At 33.0% G+C, this 18,647-nt stretch carries 13 protein-coding genes and 1 pseudogene; 13 read left to right on the top strand and 1 reads right to left on the bottom strand.

The genetic code is table 11. From position 1 onward, the window contains the following. A partial coding sequence (locus JCM14822_RS25180; RefSeq protein ID WP_408606212.1) for an endo-1,4-beta-xylanase occupies window positions 1-1,196 on the bottom strand: 1,196 nt, incomplete at its 3' end. A 419-nt stretch (window positions 1,197-1,615) separates the two neighbouring features. On the opposite strand from JCM14822_RS25180, the gene JCM14822_RS15500 reads away from it, so the two are divergent. From JCM14822_RS15500 to JCM14822_RS15445, 13 genes and pseudogenes are all read left to right on the top strand, one after another. After that, entirely contained in the window at window positions 1,616-3,382 is a 1,767-nt protein-coding gene (locus tag JCM14822_RS15500; protein WP_054743240.1) for a sensor histidine kinase, read from the top strand. A 23-nt stretch (window positions 3,383-3,405) separates the two neighbouring features. Beyond that, complete coding sequence (locus JCM14822_RS15495; RefSeq protein WP_054743239.1) at window positions 3,406-4,998, top strand: response regulator transcription factor; 1,593 nt, start codon at window positions 3,406-3,408, stop codon at window positions 4,996-4,998. A gap of 496 nt (window positions 4,999-5,494) precedes the next feature. Further along, entirely contained in the window at window positions 5,495-7,177 is a 1,683-nt protein-coding gene (locus JCM14822_RS15490; protein WP_054743238.1) for a type 2 periplasmic-binding domain-containing protein, read from the top strand. 116 nt (window positions 7,178-7,293) lie between these two features. Next, window positions 7,294-7,791 (top strand): hypothetical protein, encoded by a 498-nt coding sequence (locus JCM14822_RS24135; protein WP_330377609.1) that lies wholly within the window; start codon window positions 7,294-7,296, stop codon window positions 7,789-7,791. Beyond that, window positions 7,682-8,281, top strand: coding sequence for an ABC transporter permease subunit (locus JCM14822_RS15485; protein WP_330377608.1), 600 nt, complete (start codon window positions 7,682-7,684; stop codon window positions 8,279-8,281). The genes JCM14822_RS24135 and JCM14822_RS15485 overlap by 110 nt, the downstream gene beginning before the upstream one ends. A gap of 13 nt (window positions 8,282-8,294) precedes the next feature. After that, the gene (locus JCM14822_RS15480; RefSeq protein ID WP_054743237.1) at window positions 8,295-9,191 is read left to right on the top strand and encodes a carbohydrate ABC transporter permease; all 897 of its coding nucleotides are present in this window, start codon (window positions 8,295-8,297) and stop codon (window positions 9,189-9,191) included. A gap of 161 nt (window positions 9,192-9,352) precedes the next feature. After that, window positions 9,353-11,445, top strand: a pseudogene (locus tag JCM14822_RS25415) (glycoside hydrolase family 3 C-terminal domain-containing protein). A 25-nt stretch (window positions 11,446-11,470) separates the two neighbouring features. Beyond that, window positions 11,471-13,021, top strand: coding sequence for a glycoside hydrolase family 43 protein (locus tag JCM14822_RS15470; RefSeq protein ID WP_054743236.1), 1,551 nt, complete (start codon window positions 11,471-11,473; stop codon window positions 13,019-13,021). 30 nt (window positions 13,022-13,051) lie between these two features. Further along, complete coding sequence (locus tag JCM14822_RS15465; protein ID WP_054743235.1) at window positions 13,052-14,170, top strand: glycosyl hydrolase family 8; 1,119 nt, start codon at window positions 13,052-13,054, stop codon at window positions 14,168-14,170. A 77-nt stretch (window positions 14,171-14,247) separates the two neighbouring features. Continuing rightward, on the top strand, window positions 14,248-15,198 hold the full coding sequence (locus JCM14822_RS15460) for a sialate O-acetylesterase (RefSeq protein ID WP_054743234.1): 951 nt from the start codon (window positions 14,248-14,250) through the stop codon (window positions 15,196-15,198). Window positions 15,199-15,458: 260 nt separating this feature from the next. Then, entirely contained in the window at window positions 15,459-16,184 is a 726-nt protein-coding gene (locus tag JCM14822_RS15455) for a sialate O-acetylesterase (protein ID WP_054743233.1), read from the top strand. 94 nt (window positions 16,185-16,278) lie between these two features. Continuing rightward, window positions 16,279-16,581 (top strand): hypothetical protein, encoded by a 303-nt coding sequence (locus JCM14822_RS20555; protein ID WP_054743232.1) that lies wholly within the window; start codon window positions 16,279-16,281, stop codon window positions 16,579-16,581. Then, window positions 16,578-18,251 carry an alpha-glucuronidase gene (locus JCM14822_RS15445; RefSeq protein ID WP_157047814.1) on the top strand — a complete coding sequence of 558 codons (1,674 nt, stop codon included), beginning with the start codon at window positions 16,578-16,580 and terminating at the stop codon, window positions 18,249-18,251. The genes JCM14822_RS20555 and JCM14822_RS15445 overlap by 4 nt, the downstream gene beginning before the upstream one ends. Window positions 18,252-18,647: the final 396 nt, after the last annotated feature.

The following is an 18,647-nucleotide window of genomic DNA, read 5'->3' as shown; positions in this document are numbered from 1 at the left end:
TTTAAAGAAGTATATTTTTTAGAAGCTGCCCTAGCATATTCAAAGGCTTTTTCAATATGTTCAGCACCAATTGTTGTCATCCACATAGAGTTATTGGCATTTTCATTATTACCATCATCCCCAGAAGTTGTAGCGGATTTAGCTGGGAATCTGAGTCCATCTGGTGAACTAGGGTTAACGGCTTCATTAACGACGTCAAAAGCATAGAATTTTACATCAGGGTATTGTTCATCAAGAATTTTAAATACTGCATCAATATAGTTTTCTAGACGTTGTAACATAACATCTTTACTAACAAATTCTGCATCGGCTGCTTTTGAATAACCTTTTGTAAAGAGCCAGTTAGGTGTTTGAGAATGCCATACAAGAACATGTCCTCTAATAGGAATACCCTTATCTCTAGCAAAATCTAAGGTAGCAATTGCTTCAGGAGATAGATGAACTTGAGGATGTGTTTCATCACCATTATTTTCTTCCATATATTTAATAGTTGCATCATAATCAAGCATTGCTTCTGGTTTCATAGCATTTTCACAAGTAATACTATTGAAGTGTTTTGCAACTAATTCCTTTTCTAGTTCATTAAGGTTATGATGTGCAACAGCAGTACCAAATTTAAAGTAATCTTTATAAACCTCTTGTAATGAAGGAATATCATTTTGAATAGCTATATTTTCAGGAGGTAATTCATCTTGAGTTGGAGAAAAATCACCATCTATAGAAGCTTCATCTATGTAAAATTCTAAGTTTGCAGTAGCAGCTTCTACATAAATGAGAGCTGAAGTTGTATTTTCTTTAAAATCATATGTACCAGATAAATAAGTCCATTCACCCTTTTGAACGGCACTATTTCCGCAGATGCGGTCGTAGTGATCATCAGAGTCCGCAGAAGTGTTATATTGTAATGTTAAGTTAATTTCTTCAGTATCAGAACCGTTGGCATCTGTATATTTGACCCAAACGCCAAAAGAGTATTTACGGCCAGGTTTAACGATTTTTGAGATATCTTTTTCGATACCGTGCCAGTTTGCTGAACGGTTTGAAACTAAGACACAAGTGTTACCTGGATGGGATTCATCTGAAGCGAAGTTAACTTTTGCATCGCCTCTATTTCTCCAGTTATCTAGGTTTTCAGATTCAAAAGAGGAAACAAGTCCAGAAGGAGTTACAGATTCAGAAAAAACAGAAGGTGCAATAGCAGTTTGAACATTCTCGGCTGCTAATACCGGAATTGTTACATTAGAAAGAGTGCTTGCTAATAATGTTGCTGTAGTAAGATAGGTTGCACGTTTAGTAGTTTGTTCATAAAAACCTCCTTAATAAAAGTAATCATAGAAAAGATAAAATATAGACAAAACTAATTATTAATAACTAGTCAAGCTAATAAAAATTAATAAGTATTAATGGGTAAAGATATAAAAAAAGAATAAGTAAATTAAATATAAGATATTTGTATATTATCATCAAAATAAACTTAATAATATATAAAAATTAAAGATAAAATATATAAAAATTAAATATAAAATATATAAAATTATGGAATAATTTAAAATATAATGCTATCATTTAATAGACAGATTAAATAATAAAAATAAACTTACATTGGAGTTGAGATATGAATAGACTAAGTATGTTAAACAATTGTAAGATTAAGCATAAATTATTAATTATTTATATTTTTTGTGTATGTATACCTATGCTTATAACAGATGGCGTTATTATAGGCTCTATTAGGCGAAATGCTTTAGAGCAGCAATCTATAACAATGGATAATATGATTGATAGAATTGCTTATAATGTAAAGCTTGATATAGAAGGATGCAATTCTATTGCAAATAACTTATATACAGATTCAATTATTAATACGTTTTTAGAAACTAATCATAAATCTAACTTAAATTACTATATTAACTATAAACAGCTCATACAGAATAATATATTTAAGTATTATTATAAATCGCAAAATATTAATAATATCATGTTATATGTGGACAACCATACCATTATGAATGGAGGAAGTTTTTGGCAATTAGATGATGTACGAGATATGCAGTGGTATAAAGATTTTAAGGAAAGTAATGAAGACACACTGTTAATGACATACTTTGATGAGAAGAAGGCATCTATAGCTAGAATGAGCCGTACCATCAGTGTAATTAAAAAGCTTAATTATCTTGGTTCAAGAGATAAAGAAAAAATCGTTAAGATTGATTTAGAATATACAGGAATTTTAAATAAGCTATTAAATGAAAAAATAGAAGGATATATATATATATGTAATGATAAGTATATTTTATTTTCTAATAAAATTACAGAAAGCAGTTTAAAAAACTTTACACCAAAAGAACGATTAGAAATAGAAGGATTAGCTTATGAGAAGACTTTTAATGTTGGAAGTGATTATTGGACAGTATATATTGTACCAGCGCCAATTAAAATCTTATCTATGATCAGAGCCAATAGGGCTGTAATTTGGCTTATGGCAATCGTTAACTTACTATTGCCAACTATAATTATATCCATTATTTCTAAATCCTTTACACAAAGGATTAGTATGATAGAAGCTTATTTAGATAAAGTGAAACGTGAAGATTTTCAAGTCATTACAGATGTAGGTGGTAGAGATGAAATAGGTTCACTCATTAAATCCTACAATTTAATGGTTATTAAGATTAGAGATTTAATAGAAGTAGTGTTAAAGAAAAATGCGGAAAAGCAAGCTTTAGAATTAGCAAGAAAAGAAGCAGAACTGAAGGCATTACAAACACAAGTCAATCCACATTTCATGTTTAATACATTAGAGAGTATACGTATGAGAAGTCTTTTAAAACATGAAGATGAAACAGCCAAGGTAATCGGGCAGCTTGCTATTATTTTAAGAAAATCATTATCATGGAGATATGATAATATTTCTATAAAGGAAGAAATAACTTTCGTAGAACAATATACCAATATACAAAAGTATCGATTTGGAGATAAATTAAATTTTGGATTTTATATTATGCCGGGATGTGAGGGTATTAAAATTCCTAAACTAAGCATTTTGACCTTTGTAGAAAATGCATGTGTACATGGTATAGAGGGAATATCAGACCGAGGAAATATATTTGTAACGATATCTAAAGATGAAGAAAACTTATATATAGAAATTAGTGATTCAGGATGTGGCATGAATGAAGAAAAATTAAATGAAATAAGAAATAGGCTATCATCTTTAGATATTAATAGATTAAGTCAGTCTAAGAGTACTGGAATGCTGAATGCTCTTATAAGAATGAAGTTATGCACTGAAGGTAGAGTAGAGTTTCAAATAGAAAGTGAAGAAGGACAAGGAACAGATATAAGCTTGCAACTTGCTATGGAATCTTTGGAAAACTTATAATAAAAAGTATGGGGGGGCTGAGGATGATAAATGTATTGATTGTAGATGATGAACCATTTATTCGTCAAGGATTAAAAATCTTGATTGATTGGAGAAAATATGGTTTTAATATTGTAAATGAAGCAGCAGATGGGCAGAGTGCTCTCGAAATAATAGAAAAAGAGCCAATTGATTTAGTAATTACAGATATTAAAATGCCTCATATGAATGGCATAGAGCTTATTGAAGCTATAAGAAATGGCAAAAATAAACATCTTAAAGTTATTGTATTAAGTGGTTATTATGAGTTTGAATATGCTAAACAAGCAATTAAGCATAATGTCATTGATTATATATTAAAACCGATTCAAAAAGGAGAGCTTGTGAAAACGCTTATGGAATTTAAAGAATCCTATAATAAGGAAGCAAAAAAACAAGCTGAAGCATTACATACAGATATGATTGTATTAGAACGTCATTTAAATGCCCTTTGTTCTGGATTATATAATGAACAGGATATTGATTATATATGTAAAAGATTACCTTATCATAATGAACTAAGATATATAATGATGGAAATAGATTTAAACGATAAGGGGTTCAGAGATTTAAAAGAAGAGGAGAAACATGAAGTCATTAATGAGTTTCATGATAAATTAAAAACGTATACTCAGCCATATGGAGATTATGTATTATTAGATATTGATAAACGTAATGAGAGTTATGGGATAGGCTTTATATATTCAAGACAGTTTTCGAAGGAAAAGGGAATTAATGAAAGAGAGTATATTCAAAAGCTTCAGGAGACAATGAAAGTACAGCTTCCTTATAAATTCTATTGTTATATAGGTGAAATGGTAGAAGAGGTAATACAGCTTAGTAACTCTTTCAAATCAGCAATTATAGCAAAGTCATTCCAAAATTATAAGCATAGCGAAGACATTACGTATTATGATGATACTTCTAGTTTGAAGACAAGTACTTATGGGATTAAGAAAGAGTATATGGATGAGCTAGTACGTTATGCAGAACAAAATTCAGAAGAAGATATAGATAGATGTGTGGATCAGATTTATAGCAGCTTTGAAGAAAATAATGTAGATCCTAAAATCATTAACATTAATATTGATTATTTACTATGTCAGTTCTTATATCTTACAAAAGAGTTAGATTCAGAAGTAGATCAAGAAGAAGTATTACGTTATATTAGCGAATGTGCCTTTGAACAATGTGCAGCTAGAGGAAGTGCAAAACACTTTAAAGCATTTGTAAAAGACTTTGCAGGTTATTTATCACAACTTAGGCAAAGTAATTCCCATGGTGTTTTAAAAGAAGTTGAAAAGGAAATTGAATTACATTATAAAGAAAATCTAAGTTTAAAATCATTAAGTGAAAAGTACTATATTAATAGTGCTTACTTAGGCCAGATTTTCAAGAAACAATATGGTATAGGGTTTAAAGATTATTTAAACAACTACAGACTAGAAAGAGCCAGTGAACTGCTTATTCGTACCAATGATAAAGTATGCTTCATTGCAGAATCAGTAGGTTATAATAACCTAGACTATTTCATCAACAAATTCGTAAAACTTAAAGGCAAAACACCACTCCAATATCGTAAACAATTTTTAAAATAACTCATATAAAGTTAGCCCATCTCAAGACAAAAGTAAGCATAGTAATAATCTGAACTTGATTTTAATAGTTTATAACCTTAAGTTATGTTTTAATGAGGCTGAGGAGGTGTGCGTATTAATCTACCTGTAAAATAATCTTCGAATTTAGTGCTTCACAGATTATAGAGGGCGTAGTTAATACGCACACTTCCCCAGCCCTTTTTGTGCAATAAGCACTTTTGAAGATAGTAAAATTTATGATATAAGTAGGTGAAATAAAGAGTTGAAAAGTCAAAAAGCATATAAATAATAGGCAAAATCTTAAACTTTATATGTAATATAGTTAAAAAATAAGTGAAAAATACAGATTGTATATATAAAATGTATAGTTTTTTATACTTTATATATAGTTTATTAGGTTGAGGATAAAGGACAAGATTGGTAAAATTTATTTATAAATAAGGCACAATCATAAAGCAAGTAATAAGTGCTATAAGATAAAAAGTGAGGGGATAGTATGAAAAGAGCAAGAGCAATGCTAGCTTTACTTGGCGTAATGAGTTTAGTAGCTGTTATGGGAACAGGATGTGGTAAAACAGCTACAACAACAGCATCAACAGGACAACAAGAATCAGCTGATGGAATTAAAGAGTTCTCAATGTATATTGCAATGCCTGGAACAGAAATACCTGAAGACAATAGGCTTTATAATGAAATTTCAAAACGTATCGGTGCAAAAGCAAAAATTACTTTCCTTACAGGTCAAACAGCTAAAGAGAGTATAGGAACAATGGTTGCAGGTGGTGACTATACAGATCTTATCGTAGGTTCAGATGGTACATCTTTATTAATTGATGCAGGTGCTTTAGTACCAATTGATGAATATTGGGATAACTATCCAAATATCAAAAACTTTATATCAGAATCTCAATGGAATCAAATGAGAGCAGCAGATGGTCATATCTATCTTATCCCTGAATTCGGCATTATAAATGATCATGACATGCAAACATATCATAATGATGAAGCTTTCTGGATTCAAAATCGTGTACTTGAATGGGCTGGATATCCAAAACTTAATACATTAGATGAATACTTCGATCTTATTGAACGTTACATTGCAGAAAATCCTACAATGGATGATGGTCTTGAAAATATCGGTTATGAAATCTTAAGTGATGACTGGCGTTATTATTGCTTAGAAAATCCACCTCTATTTTTAGATGGTTATCCAAATGATGGTTGTTGCTATGTAGATAAAGAGACATTAACAGCTCATAATTACAATACAACAGATACAGCAAAAGCTTACTTCAAAAAATTAAACGAAGAATATCAAAAAGGAATCATCGATCCAGAAACATTTACATTAAACTATGACCAATATATCGCAAAACTTTCTACAGGACGTGTTTGTGGTATGGTTGACCAATATTGGAACTTCCAAGATGCAGAAAAATCACTTGTAACACAAGGATTAGATAATTGTACATATGTTCCAGTAGGTATCGTATTGAAAGATGGAACAATTGAAAGATATCATAGTGAACCAGCCTTTGATACATCAAATGGTTTAAGTATCACTACAAGCTGTAAAGATATTGAAGGCGCATTAAAAATGATTAATGATTTATTAGACCCAGAAATTCAAACATTACGTTACTGGGGTATGGAAGGTATAGATTATGAAGTTGGCGAAGATGGATTATTCTATAGAACAGATGAACAAAGAGCAAATGCTTTAGACAAAAACTATCGTATCAATGAATTTGTTGATCCATATGCAAACTTCCCACATCATGAAGGTATGAGTTTAGATGGAATCAATGCTTACACACCAGATCAACAACCTAGTGAATACTATGCTAGTCAACCAGAAGCTAAGAAAAAAATACTTGATGCTTATGGTTACCAAACATTTACACAATTTTTAAATGAATCACAACCAAGTGAACCTTGGTATCCAATGTGGTCTTGTACAAACTCTTGGACAGCAGATACAGATTACGGTTTAGCTAAAGTAAACATGGATGAAGTAAAACATGAATGGTTACCAAAAGTAGTTATGGATAGCGATTTTGAAAGTGCTTGGGATCAATATATGAAAGTATTTAATGAACGTGTTGATATAGAAGCTTACGAGAATGCATTAACAGAAGAAGTTAGAAGAAGAGTCGCTGTTGCTAATGGTGAACAATAGTAGCAGGCAAAATGTAAAATAAATACATTGCAAAGTTTAAGAGGGCCTCTATTCTCGATAATCGTATCAATTAGAGGCCCTCTTATTATATCAATATCCAGAAAGGAGAGAGATTTATGAGCAAAGTGACTGAAACTATATCAAATACAAAGATAAAAAAACCTAAAGCATATGTAGAAAAAGAGGTATCAAAGAAAATTACATGGAAAGAAATGGTGAGACAAAAAGAGTTGATTTTATTAACTATCCCATTCATCCTCTATGTTTTAGTTTTCAACTATGTACCACTATTTGGTTGGATTATGGCTTTCCAAAACTATAAGCCAGCTAAAGGATTTTTTGATCAAACTTGGATTGGTTTTGCTAAATTTCGACAATTATTTACAAATGATGTTTTCTTAGGTGTATTAAGAAATACATTAGCGATGAGCATTATTAACCTTGTATTAGGTTTCGTATGTTCAATTCTTTTAGCACTTTTATTAAATGAAGTAAAAAGCAGATTTGGTAAAAAAGTTTGTACAAACCGTTTCATATTTACCACACTTCTTATCATGGGTTATCGTTGTAGGTCTTGTATTCCAAGTACTTTCAATGGATTCAGGTATTCTTAATCAAATCTTACTCAAATTACATCTTATAAAGGAACCAATTAACTTCTTATCTATTCCTAAATACTACTGGGGAATCGTAGGGATTACAAATGTATGGAAAGAAGTAGGTTGGGGAAGTATTATCTATCTTGCAGCTATTACTGCTATTAATCCGGAATTATATGAAGCAGCAGAAATCGATGGTGCAAGTCGTCTCAAAAAGATCAAATATATCACTTTACCAGGTATCAAATCAACAATCTGTATCTTATTAATCATTAATATCGGTAACATTTTAAATTCAGGATTCGATATGCAATATTTATTAACAAATGGATTAGTTCAAAACGTGTCTCAAACAATTGACATCTACGTACTCAAATATGGTATTAGTTTAGCTGACTACTCACTTGCGACAGCAGCAGGTATTTTCAAGAGCGTTATTAGTGTTATTTTAATCTTCATTGCCAATAGAATCGCAAAAGCTATGGGCGAAGAAAGATTATTCTAAGGGGGTAGGATATATGAAAACATTAAAAGGTAAACGAACAGAAGATATAGTATTTACAGTCGTTAATGCAATTATCTTAGGATTATTCACAGTAGCAATTTTATATCCAATCATCAACACAGTAGCTTATTCATTTAATGAAGGAACAGATGCTTTAAGAGGTGGTATTTACTTCTTGCCTAGAAAGTTCTCTCTTAAAAACTACCAAATGGTATTTGCGAAAGACCTTCTTTTAACAGCAACTAAGATTTCTGTTTTAAGAACAGTCATTGCTACAATTACTCAACTTTTTGTAACTTCTTTATTAGCTTATATCTTAAGTAGAAAAGAATTCTTATTTAAAAAACAAGTTTCATTTATTTATGTATTAACAATGTATGTAAATGGTGGTCTAATTCCTACTTTCGTTTTATTTAAATCTATTGGTCTTACAAATAACTTTTGGGTATATATTTTACCAGGTATGGTAAGTGCATTTAATATGATTGTTATTAGAACATTCATGAATGGATTACCAGATAGTTTAGTAGAATCAGCGCAAGTAGACGGTGCTGGTCACTTTACAATCTTTATGAGAATTATTTTACCTTTATGTAAGCCGGTACTTGCAACAGTTGCATTATTTATTGCCGTAGCTCAATGGAACTCATGGTTCGATGCAATGCTCTATAACCGTACAGCAACTAACTTAACAACTCTTCAATATGAACTTATGAAACTTCTTGCTTCTGTAATGAATCAAGGTGGATCTGTTGAATCAATGAAGACAGCAGCAGCAAGTAATACAATTTCGCCACTTACAATGCGTGCAGCAACTACAGTTGTTACAGCATTCCCAATCATATGCTTATATCCATTCTTACAAAAATACTTTGTAACTGGTATGACTATTGGTGGTGTTAAAGAATAATTATCTATAAATATATAGGTATTATAGGTAGGAAATAGTGGTATTAAAAGAAGCAAAAAAATTTTAAGATATAATAGTAAAGTGTAATAGGAAAATGGGAATATGGGAGGAACAAGACTGTGAAAAATTTTAAAAATGAAGCAAAAGAACTTGTTAGGCAAATGGATTTATTAGAAAAAGCATCACAATTAAGATATGATGCCCCAGCTATTAAGAGATTAGGAATTCCTACATATAATTGGTGGAATGAAGCATTACATGGTGTCGCAAGAGCAGGAGTGGCTACTGTATTTCCACAAGCTATAGGACTTGCTGCAATGTTTGATGAAGAAAAATTAGGTGAAATTGCAGATATCATTGCCATTGAAGGGCGTGCAAAATACAATCAATTTTCTCAAAAAGAGGATAGAGATATTTATAAAGGTATGACATTCTGGGCACCTAATATCAATATTTTCAGAGACCTAGATGGGGTAGAGGACATGAAACTTATGGCGAAGATCCATATTTAACAGCACGTTTAGGTGTTGCCTTTATTAAAGGATTACAAGGAGACGAAAACGAAGATTATCTCAAAGCAGCTGCATGTGCGAAACACTTTGCAGTACATTCAGGACCAGAAGAAGATAGACATCATTTCGACGCTATTGTTTCTAAAAAAGATTTATATGAAACTTATTTGCCAGCTTTCGAAGCAGCTGTTAAAGAAGCTAATGTAATCGGTGTAATGGGAGCGTATAACCGTGTAAATGGTGAGCCAGCTTGTGGTAGCAAAACTTTATTAGTAGATATCTTAAAGAAAGATTGGGGATTCGATGGTTATATTGTATCTGACTGCTGGGCAATTCGTGACTTCCATACAGAACATATGGTAACACATACAGCAGCCGAATCAGCAGCTTTAGCAATCAATAATGGTTGTGAATTAAATTGTGGTAATACATATCTACACATGTTAGAGGCTCATCAAGAAGGCTTAGTAAAAGAAGAAATAATTACAGAAGCAGCAGAAAAATTAATGAGAATTCGTATGCAGCTTGGTTTATTTGATAAAAACTGTAAATATAATGAAATTCCTTATGCAGTAAATGATTGCAAAGTACATAGAGAAGTGGCTTTAGAAGCTTCTAGAAGAAGTATGGTTATGCTTAAAAATGATGGCATCTTACCACTTAATAAAGACAAGCTTAAAAGTATCGGTATCATTGGACCAACAGCTAATAATCGTACAGTATTAGAAGGAAATTACAATGGTACAGCTTCTAGATATACAACATTTGTAGAAGGAATTCAAGATTATGTAGGTGATGATGTAAGAGTTTATTATTCTGAAGGCTGTCACTTATTTGCAAATGGTATGTCTAACTTAGCTTGGGAAAATGATAGAGAAGCTGAAGCTTTAATCGTTGCTGAGCAAAGTGATGTAGTTGTATTATGCTTAGGTTTAGACTCTACAATTGAAGGAGAACAAGGGGATACAGGAAATGCCTTCGCTGGTGGAGATAAATTAAGCTTAAATCTTATCGGTAGACAGCAACAGCTTTTAGAAAAAGTTGTTGCTGTAGGTAAACCTGTAATCTTAGTATTAAGCACAGGAAGTGCTATGGCAATTAATTATGCAGATGAACATTGTAATGCTATTTTTCAAACATGGTATCCAGGAGCTCAAGGTGGCAAAGCTTTAGCACAATTATTATTCGGTGAATATTCTCCAAGTGGTAAATTACCAGTAACATTCTATAAAACAACTGAAGAATTACCAGCTTTCGAAGATTATTCAATGAAAGATCGTACATATCGTTATATGCCAAATGAAGCATTATATCCATTTGGATATGGTTTAAGTTATGCCGATATCAAAGTTCAATCAGTAAAAGTATTAGATGGAGCTAAAGGGGAAGAAATTACAAACTTTTCAGCAGGTCAAACAAAATATAAAGTAAAAGTAGAACTTGAAAATAAATCTAATGTGGATAGCTATGATGTAGTTCAAATCTATATCAAAGATATGGAATCTCAATATGCAGTACCTAACTTCAGTTTATGCAGCTTTAAATCCGTATTCTTAAAAGCTGGTGAAAGTAAAGAAGTTACTTTAAATGTAGGTGAAAAAGCATTTACGGTAATCAATGAAGAAGGTAAACGTATTGTAGATAGTAAGAAATTCAAATTATTTATAGGAACATCTGCACCAGATAAGAGAAGTCAAAAGCTTACAGGTAAAACACATATAGTAGCTGAAGTAGAGTTTTAAATAAAATATAAATAAGGAGAGCTATATGAGAGTATTTACAAATCCAATTTTACCTGGATTTTATCCAGATCCTTCTATTTGTAGAGTAGGAGAAGATTATTATTTAGTGAATTCCACATTTGCCTATTTCCCTGGTGTGCCTGTTTGGCACAGCAGAGATTTAGTGAACTGGGAACAAATCGGTCATGTTTTAGAGAGAGAGAGTCAATTGCCATTAGAAGGCACACATCATTCAGGTGGCATATTCGCACCAACTATTAGATATCATGAAGGCATCTTTTATATGATTACAACTAATATAGGCTGTGGCGGAAACTTTTATGTGACAGCTACTAATCCAGCAGGTCCTTGGTCTGATCCAATCGTGTTAGATGAAGCAATAGGTATTGATCCAAGCTTATTCTTCGATGATGATGGTAAAGCTTATTACATAGGGACTAAAGAAAAAGATAAGAGCATCTCAAGATATTGGGGAGACAATGTAATCTATGTAAGAGAAATTGATTTAGAACAAGGTAAATTAGTCGGTGAAGAATATGTGGTATGGGAAGGTTCTTGCAGAGAAACAATCTGGGCTGAAGGACCTCACCTTTATAAAAAAGATGGTTATTATTATGTCATGATTTCGGAAGGTGGTACATGTCATGAACATGCCATTACCATTGCACGTAGCGAAAATTTATTAGGACCTTATGAGTCTTTTAGATGTAATCCTATTTTGACACATAGACATTTAGGAAATCATAATGATATTCAAAATGTAGGACATGGTGATTTAGTTCAAACACAAAATGGTGAATGGTGGATGGTATTACTCGCATCTAGACCTTATGAAGGTTATTACAATATGGGGCGTGAAACTTTCTTAGTACCAGTAACATGGGAAGATGGATGGCCTATTGTGAATGAAGGCAAAGGTCTTGTAGAAGAAATAGGCGTTGCACCTAATTTGCCAGAGTTTAAAGTGCTCCCAGAAGATACTTGTGAACACTTCATGAGAGAAGAATTAGATTATAAATGGATGGCTTTAAGAGGACCTAAAGAAAGCTTTTGTAGTTTAAAAGATAGGGAAGGCTATTTAAGATTACAACTTAGAACTGAAACTATCAAAGAATTTGCAACACCAAGTCTTATCGTACGTAGGCAGCAACATAAAGATTTCAATGCTAATACTATGATGGAATTTATGCCACAAAGTGAAAATGAGGTGGCAGGACTTGTACTGATGCAAAATGATGCTTATCATTTTAGATTTGAATATATCATGGAAGGTCAAAAGAATTACTTAAGACTTACAAAATGCGAAAAAGGTCAAGATGAAATCATTAATGAAGTACCTTTTGAAGGAAACAAGGTATATTTAAGAGCTGTTGCTACAGGGCAGCATTTAGACTTTTATTATGGCGTGACACCTTCTAAAGTAAGTAAATTAGCAGAGAATATAGATGCATCTATATTAAGTACAAATAAAGCAGATGGTTTTGTAGGCACTTGCATTGGAATGTATGCAAGTAGCAATGGTAAAGCTTCACAAAACTATGCAGACTTTAAATGGTTTGAATACAGTGGTAGATAGGATAATACATAGAATTAAGAGGAGGCCAATATGAAAGGGGCACAAGAGAGAGAGTATACAAATTATTTTAAGATTTATGGTTATGATGAAAAAGAAATAGCTGATAAATTAGAAGCTATTTATCATACATTTTTCTATGGATCAGAAGAAGAACGTATTTATCATGAATTCGGTGACGATATGGGATATGTGGTAGATACAGGAAATAATGATGTACGTACAGAAGGAATGTCTTATGCCATGATGATGTGTGTACAGCATAATATGAAAGAGGAATTTGACCGTCTATGGAAATGGGTCAAAACTTATATGTGGCTTGAAGATGGTTGGAATAAGGGTTACTTTGCGTGGTCAGTTTTACCTACAGGGGAAAAGATTTCTGATGGTCCAGCGCCAGATGGAGAAGAATATTTTGCAATGGCATTATTCTTTGCTGCTCATAGATGGGGAGATGGAGAAGGAATATTTGCCTATACAAAAGAAGCTAGAGAACTTTTACATGAGTGTGTTCATAAAGGGGAGGATGGCATAGGACAACCTATGTGGCATCCTGATAATAAACTTATTAAATTTGTACCAGGCCTACCATTTACAGATCCTTCTTATCATTTACCACATTTCTATGAACTTTTTGCAATGTGGGCAGATGAAGAGGACAGACAGTTTTGGGCAGATGCAGCTCAGGCTAGTCGAGAATTTTTAAAGAAAGCATGTCATGGTGAAACTGGATTTGCAGCAGAATATACAGAATATGATGGGACACCAAGACATCAAGAGGGGCATGGTAATTATTATAGCGATGCATATCGCGTTGTAGCGAATATAGGACTTGATAATGAATGGGCAGGTCCATTTGAATGGAATAAAGAATGTGCAAGTAAAGTACAGAACTTCTTTAAGGCAAAAGAGGGGACGCCTTATAAAGTTTACACGATAGATGGTGAGGAATTAGAGGAAGAGGCACTTCACCCAATAGCCATTATTGCAACTAATGCAATGGGGACATTAGCATCTAGAGATGCAGGTGGTGAGTACTGGGTTAAGAAATTCTGGGAAACACCACTTAGAAAAGGAGAACGCCGTTATTATGATAACTGCCTTTATATATTTGCGTTCTTAGCTTTAAGTGGTAATTATCGTATATGGTAAATGTTTTATAGGATGAAAAACTAAAAGAGAAATGGGTGAGTGCTTATTAGGAAAAGTAGTAGGGTGGTGTAATTTAAATGGATAGAATACAAGGGTTGAAATTACCACGGATTATATCTGATGGCATGATTATACAAAGAAATGAAGAAATCAAAATATGGGGACATGAATCAGCAGGTGTATTTATAGATGTATATTTTGCAGGATGTACTTATACAGCAGTAGGTGATAAAGAAGGTAATTGGAAAGTTGTGATGCCAGCTATGGAGGCTGGGGGGCCTTATGAGCTGATCATTACAGTAGGTAATAAAAAGAGAATGGTAATTCAAGATATATTGATAGGTGACTTATGGCTTTGTGGGGGGCAGTCTAATATGGAACTGCCTATCAGCAGAGTGATGGAACGTTATAAAGAAGAAGTAGAGACTTATGAAAATAATAAGATTAGGATGTTCCAAGTACCTATGACTTATGATTTTAATGGACCTTTAGAAAATATAAGAGCAGGCATTTGGCAAAGGCTAAATCAATCTAACGCAAAAAATTTTACAGCTGTAGGATATTTCTTCGCTAAAGCTCTTTATGAAAAATATCAAGTACCTATTGGGCTTATTCATACTGCCATAGGAGGAACGCCTATAGAAGCTTGGATGAGTGAAGAGGCATTAAAACAATTTCCTGCCTACATAGAACAAAGTGCAAAATATAAAGATAAAGCATTCATCCAAAAAACGTTAGTAGATGATATTACACGCATTAATGCTTGGTATAATCGACTAGATGAGGTCGACTTAAGTCTCAAAGAAAGAGAATTAATTAAAGGGCGTTGGTATGATGCTAGAGAAATGGAAGGTTGGAAAGATTGTGAATTACCTAGCTTTCTAGTAGATGAAAATTTAGTTGAAGCTGGTAGTGTTTGGTATAGAAAAGTAGTTCAGGTGCCAGAAAATATGGCTGGGAAAGCAGGCAGAATCTTATTAGGAACTATCGTAGACAATGACCATGTTATATTAATGGTAGTGAAATAGGGTTTACATCAGATAGACATACACCACGTATTTATGAAATTCCTTTAGGTAAACTTAAAGCGGGGAAAAATGTAATAATAGTTCGTGTATGCTTTGAGCGGGGTGAAGTAGGATTCACACCAGATAAAAAGCTTCAGCTTCAAATAGGTCCAGAAGTAATTGATTTAAATGGAACTTGGCAATACAAACTTGGTGGAAAGTTAGAGCGATTGGATTACCCTGTATTTATACAGTTCCAGCCAATGGGAGTATATAATGGCATGATTGCACCGCTTAAAAACATAAAATTTAAAGGTGTGATTTGGTATCAGGGGGAATCTAATGGCTATTATCCAGATGATTATAAGACATTATTTGAAGGTCTTATTAAAGATTGGAGAAAGACATTAAGAAGTAGTGATTTACCATTTTTATATGTCCAGTTACCAAACTATGCAACATTAAGTGAAGATTATTATTTACAGCAAGCTAATCTTACAGATGAGGTTAGAAAAGCTGATTTAGAAGCTGGTTGGGCAAAAATCAGACAGGCACAATTAGAAGCATTAGAACTCCCTAATACGGCTATGATTACAAGCCTTGATGTGGGAGAATGGAATGATTTACATCCTTTAAATAAGAAGGATATTGGTGAAAGATTAGCACTTGCAGCCAGAGCAATTGCTTATCATGAAGAAGTTAATTATTGTAGTCCAGTAGGAGAGTCAGTTATAAGAGAAGATGATGCGCTTATTGTAACCTTTAAGAATGAGGGGACAGGTCTCATAATGAAAGGCAATGAGTTAAATCAATTCATTATTTCTCAGGATGGAGAACATTTTTATAAAGCACATGCTAAACTTATGGGATCTAATAAAGTAATTGTTTGGCATGAGCAGATAGGTTTACCAAAAGAAGTAAGATATGCTTGGGCTGATAATCCTGAAAATGCGAATTTATATAGCAAAGAGGGGTTACCTGCTTCACCTTTTAGGTTAAATATTTGAATAATTTAAGGTTAATATAACTAATAATAGAACGGTTAAAAAGGCTACAGTGAGAAGGACACAGTAGCCTTTTTGCATAGGAGGGAGAGTTTAGATGTACAACTGTTGGCTAGATGAAAAACAAGTATCAAAAGAAGTATTAGGACAAGCTGAAAACTTAAGCATTGAGATAGATGAAAAATTCTCAAAACATCGATGTGTGCAAACAGCTGTAGAAGAATTAAATAAGTTTTATCATACAAAGGAGCTAGAAAATAAGAATATAAAAATAAATTTTGTATATACGAATGATAATCAGTTAAAAGCAGAAGGATATATGATTACGCAAACGTCAGAAAGCATTACTATTAAGAGCCAACAGGAGAAGGAATTTTATATGGTGTTTTTGGACTCATGAGCCGTTTAAGAAGAGGGACACTTGGTAGGAAAGAGATTATTGATAATCCAGTAAATCCTATTCGTATGATTAATCATTGGGACAATATGGATGGCAGCGTTGAAAGAGGTTATGCAGGGCAATCTATATTTTACAAGGACTATCAAATCATAGAAGATTTAGAACGTATTAAAGACTATGCTAGATTATTGGCTTCAGTGGGAATTAATAGCTTAACTATTAATAATGTAAATGTACATTATCAGGAGACTAAGCTAATTTGTGAGCCTTATTTATCAGGTATTGCAAGACTGGCAGAAGTATTCAGAAACTATGGACTTAAAGTGTATTTAAGCATTAATTTCGCAGCACCTATGCAGCTAGGTGGACTTGAGACAGCTGATCCATTAGATGAAAGGGTAAGAAAATGGTGGCAAAACGTAGGCAAAGAGGTTTGGAGAACTGTCCCTGATTTAGGGGGGTTTTTAGTAAAGGCGGATTCAGAAAATAGACCGGGGCCTTTTACTTATGGACGTACTCATGCAGATGGAGCAAATATGTTAGCGCAGGCTATTGCACCTTTTGATGGCAAAGTAATTTGGAGATGTTTCGTTTATAACTGTCATGTGGACTGGCGCGATCGTAAAACGGATAGGGCTAAGGCAGCTTATGACCATTTTAAAAAGCTAGATGGCCAATTTGATGATAATGTCGTTTTACAAATTAAAAATGGGCCTATGGATTTTCAAATTAGAGAACCAATTTCACCTTTATTTGGAGCCCTCGAAGCAACAAATCAAATTATGGAATTCCAGATCACACAAGAATATACAGGTCAACAAAAACACATTTGCTACTTAGCACCGATGTGGAAAGAGTGTTTAGAATTTGATACATATGCTAAGGGCCAGGGTACTTTAGTAAAGGATATTGTAAAAGGTGAGACATTCAAAAATATTCATGGTGGTATAGCAGGTGTTTGTAATATAGGAGATAGCCAGTGCTGGACAGGAAGTCCTATGGCAGCAGTAAATTTATATGGCTTCGGAAGATTATGTTGGAATCCTGATTTAAGTGCAGAGAAAATCGCAAAAGAGTGGATTAATCTCACATTTGGTATGGATGAAACTGTAGAAGAAGCTGTATTAGAAATATTACTTACTTCACGAAAAGCTTATGAAGATTATACGGTGCCATTAGGTATTGGCTGGATGGTTAATGTCTCTCATCATTATGGACCTAATATTGAAGGTTATGAGTATTCACCATGGGGAACTTATCATTATGCAGATTACAAAGGCATTGGTGTGGATAGAACGGTTAAGAATGGAACAGGCTATACAGCCCAGTATCATGAACCGAATGCAAGTATGTATGAAAATAAAGAGACTTGTCCTGAAGAACTTTTATTATTCTTCCATCATATAGGATATGATGAAAAGCTTAAGGATGGCAGAACATTATTACAATACATTTATGATGTACACTTTGCTGGAGTAGAACAAGTTCAAAAATATGTAAAGCTTTGGAGAAACTTAGAAGGAAAAGTTTCAAATGCTTACTATGAAAAAGTAAGTAACGAATTAGAAGTGCAGCTTAAAGATGCCATTGAATGGCAAGATATAGTGAATACCTATTTCTATCGTAAGACAGGTATTGGTGATGAAAAAGGTAGAAAGATTTATCCATAAACATAGGGATATAAGTAGATTAGCCATAGAATTATACAAGATGAGGATTGTGAGAGTGAAACTTTATAAGAAGTAGATGAAGAAAAACTTTTTGAGAATTTTATTTATTTCCTTAAAGCAATTATGCTTACTTGTGAAAAATATGATATCATAATCGTTAACTTAATACTAAGCTTTTCCAGTAACGAGGAGTTGGTTTAAATAGTTCTCTATTTTGAAATATGTCGTTTGTCTCAAACGCTTTTCAGTTAAAGACAACTTTGCTATCCTCCGAAGAAGGACCGCAAACACCTCATAAGTATGCAGTGTGATTCTTTTTATAGTGTAGAAATGATATATATCTATAAGCAATAATGTGTAAAATCTTTGGATGCTAACGCTTCTCCCCTCATTATG

The organism is Cellulosilyticum ruminicola JCM 14822, from assembly GCF_001311925.1.
GTDB lineage: Bacteria > Bacillota > Clostridia > Lachnospirales > Cellulosilyticaceae > Cellulosilyticum > Cellulosilyticum ruminicola.
This window is presented reverse-complemented; position numbering and strand designations above follow the sequence as displayed.

Bases quoted from the DNA above. Each gene is read 5' to 3' on its own strand.
- JCM14822_RS15465 (WP_054743235.1), top strand. From the start codon at position 13,052: ATGAAAGGGGCACAAGAGAGAGAGTATACAAATTATTTTAAGATTTAT.
- JCM14822_RS15445 (WP_157047814.1), top strand. From the start codon at position 16,578: ATGAGCCGTTTAAGAAGAGGGACACTTGGTAGGAAAGAGATTATTGAT.
- JCM14822_RS15495 (WP_054743239.1), top strand. From the start codon at position 3,406: ATGATAAATGTATTGATTGTAGATGATGAACCATTTATTCGTCAAGGA.
- JCM14822_RS15460 (WP_054743234.1), top strand. From the start codon at position 14,248: ATGGATAGAATACAAGGGTTGAAATTACCACGGATTATATCTGATGGC.
- JCM14822_RS24135 (WP_330377609.1), top strand. From the start codon at position 7,294: ATGAGCAAAGTGACTGAAACTATATCAAATACAAAGATAAAAAAACCT.
- JCM14822_RS15500 (WP_054743240.1), top strand. From the start codon at position 1,616: ATGAATAGACTAAGTATGTTAAACAATTGTAAGATTAAGCATAAATTA.
- JCM14822_RS15470 (WP_054743236.1), top strand. From the start codon at position 11,471: ATGAGAGTATTTACAAATCCAATTTTACCTGGATTTTATCCAGATCCT.
- JCM14822_RS20555 (WP_054743232.1), top strand. From the start codon at position 16,279: ATGTACAACTGTTGGCTAGATGAAAAACAAGTATCAAAAGAAGTATTA.
- JCM14822_RS15455 (WP_054743233.1), top strand. From the start codon at position 15,459: ATGATTGCACCGCTTAAAAACATAAAATTTAAAGGTGTGATTTGGTAT.
- JCM14822_RS15480 (WP_054743237.1), top strand. From the start codon at position 8,295: ATGAAAACATTAAAAGGTAAACGAACAGAAGATATAGTATTTACAGTC.
- JCM14822_RS15490 (WP_054743238.1), top strand. From the start codon at position 5,495: ATGAAAAGAGCAAGAGCAATGCTAGCTTTACTTGGCGTAATGAGTTTA.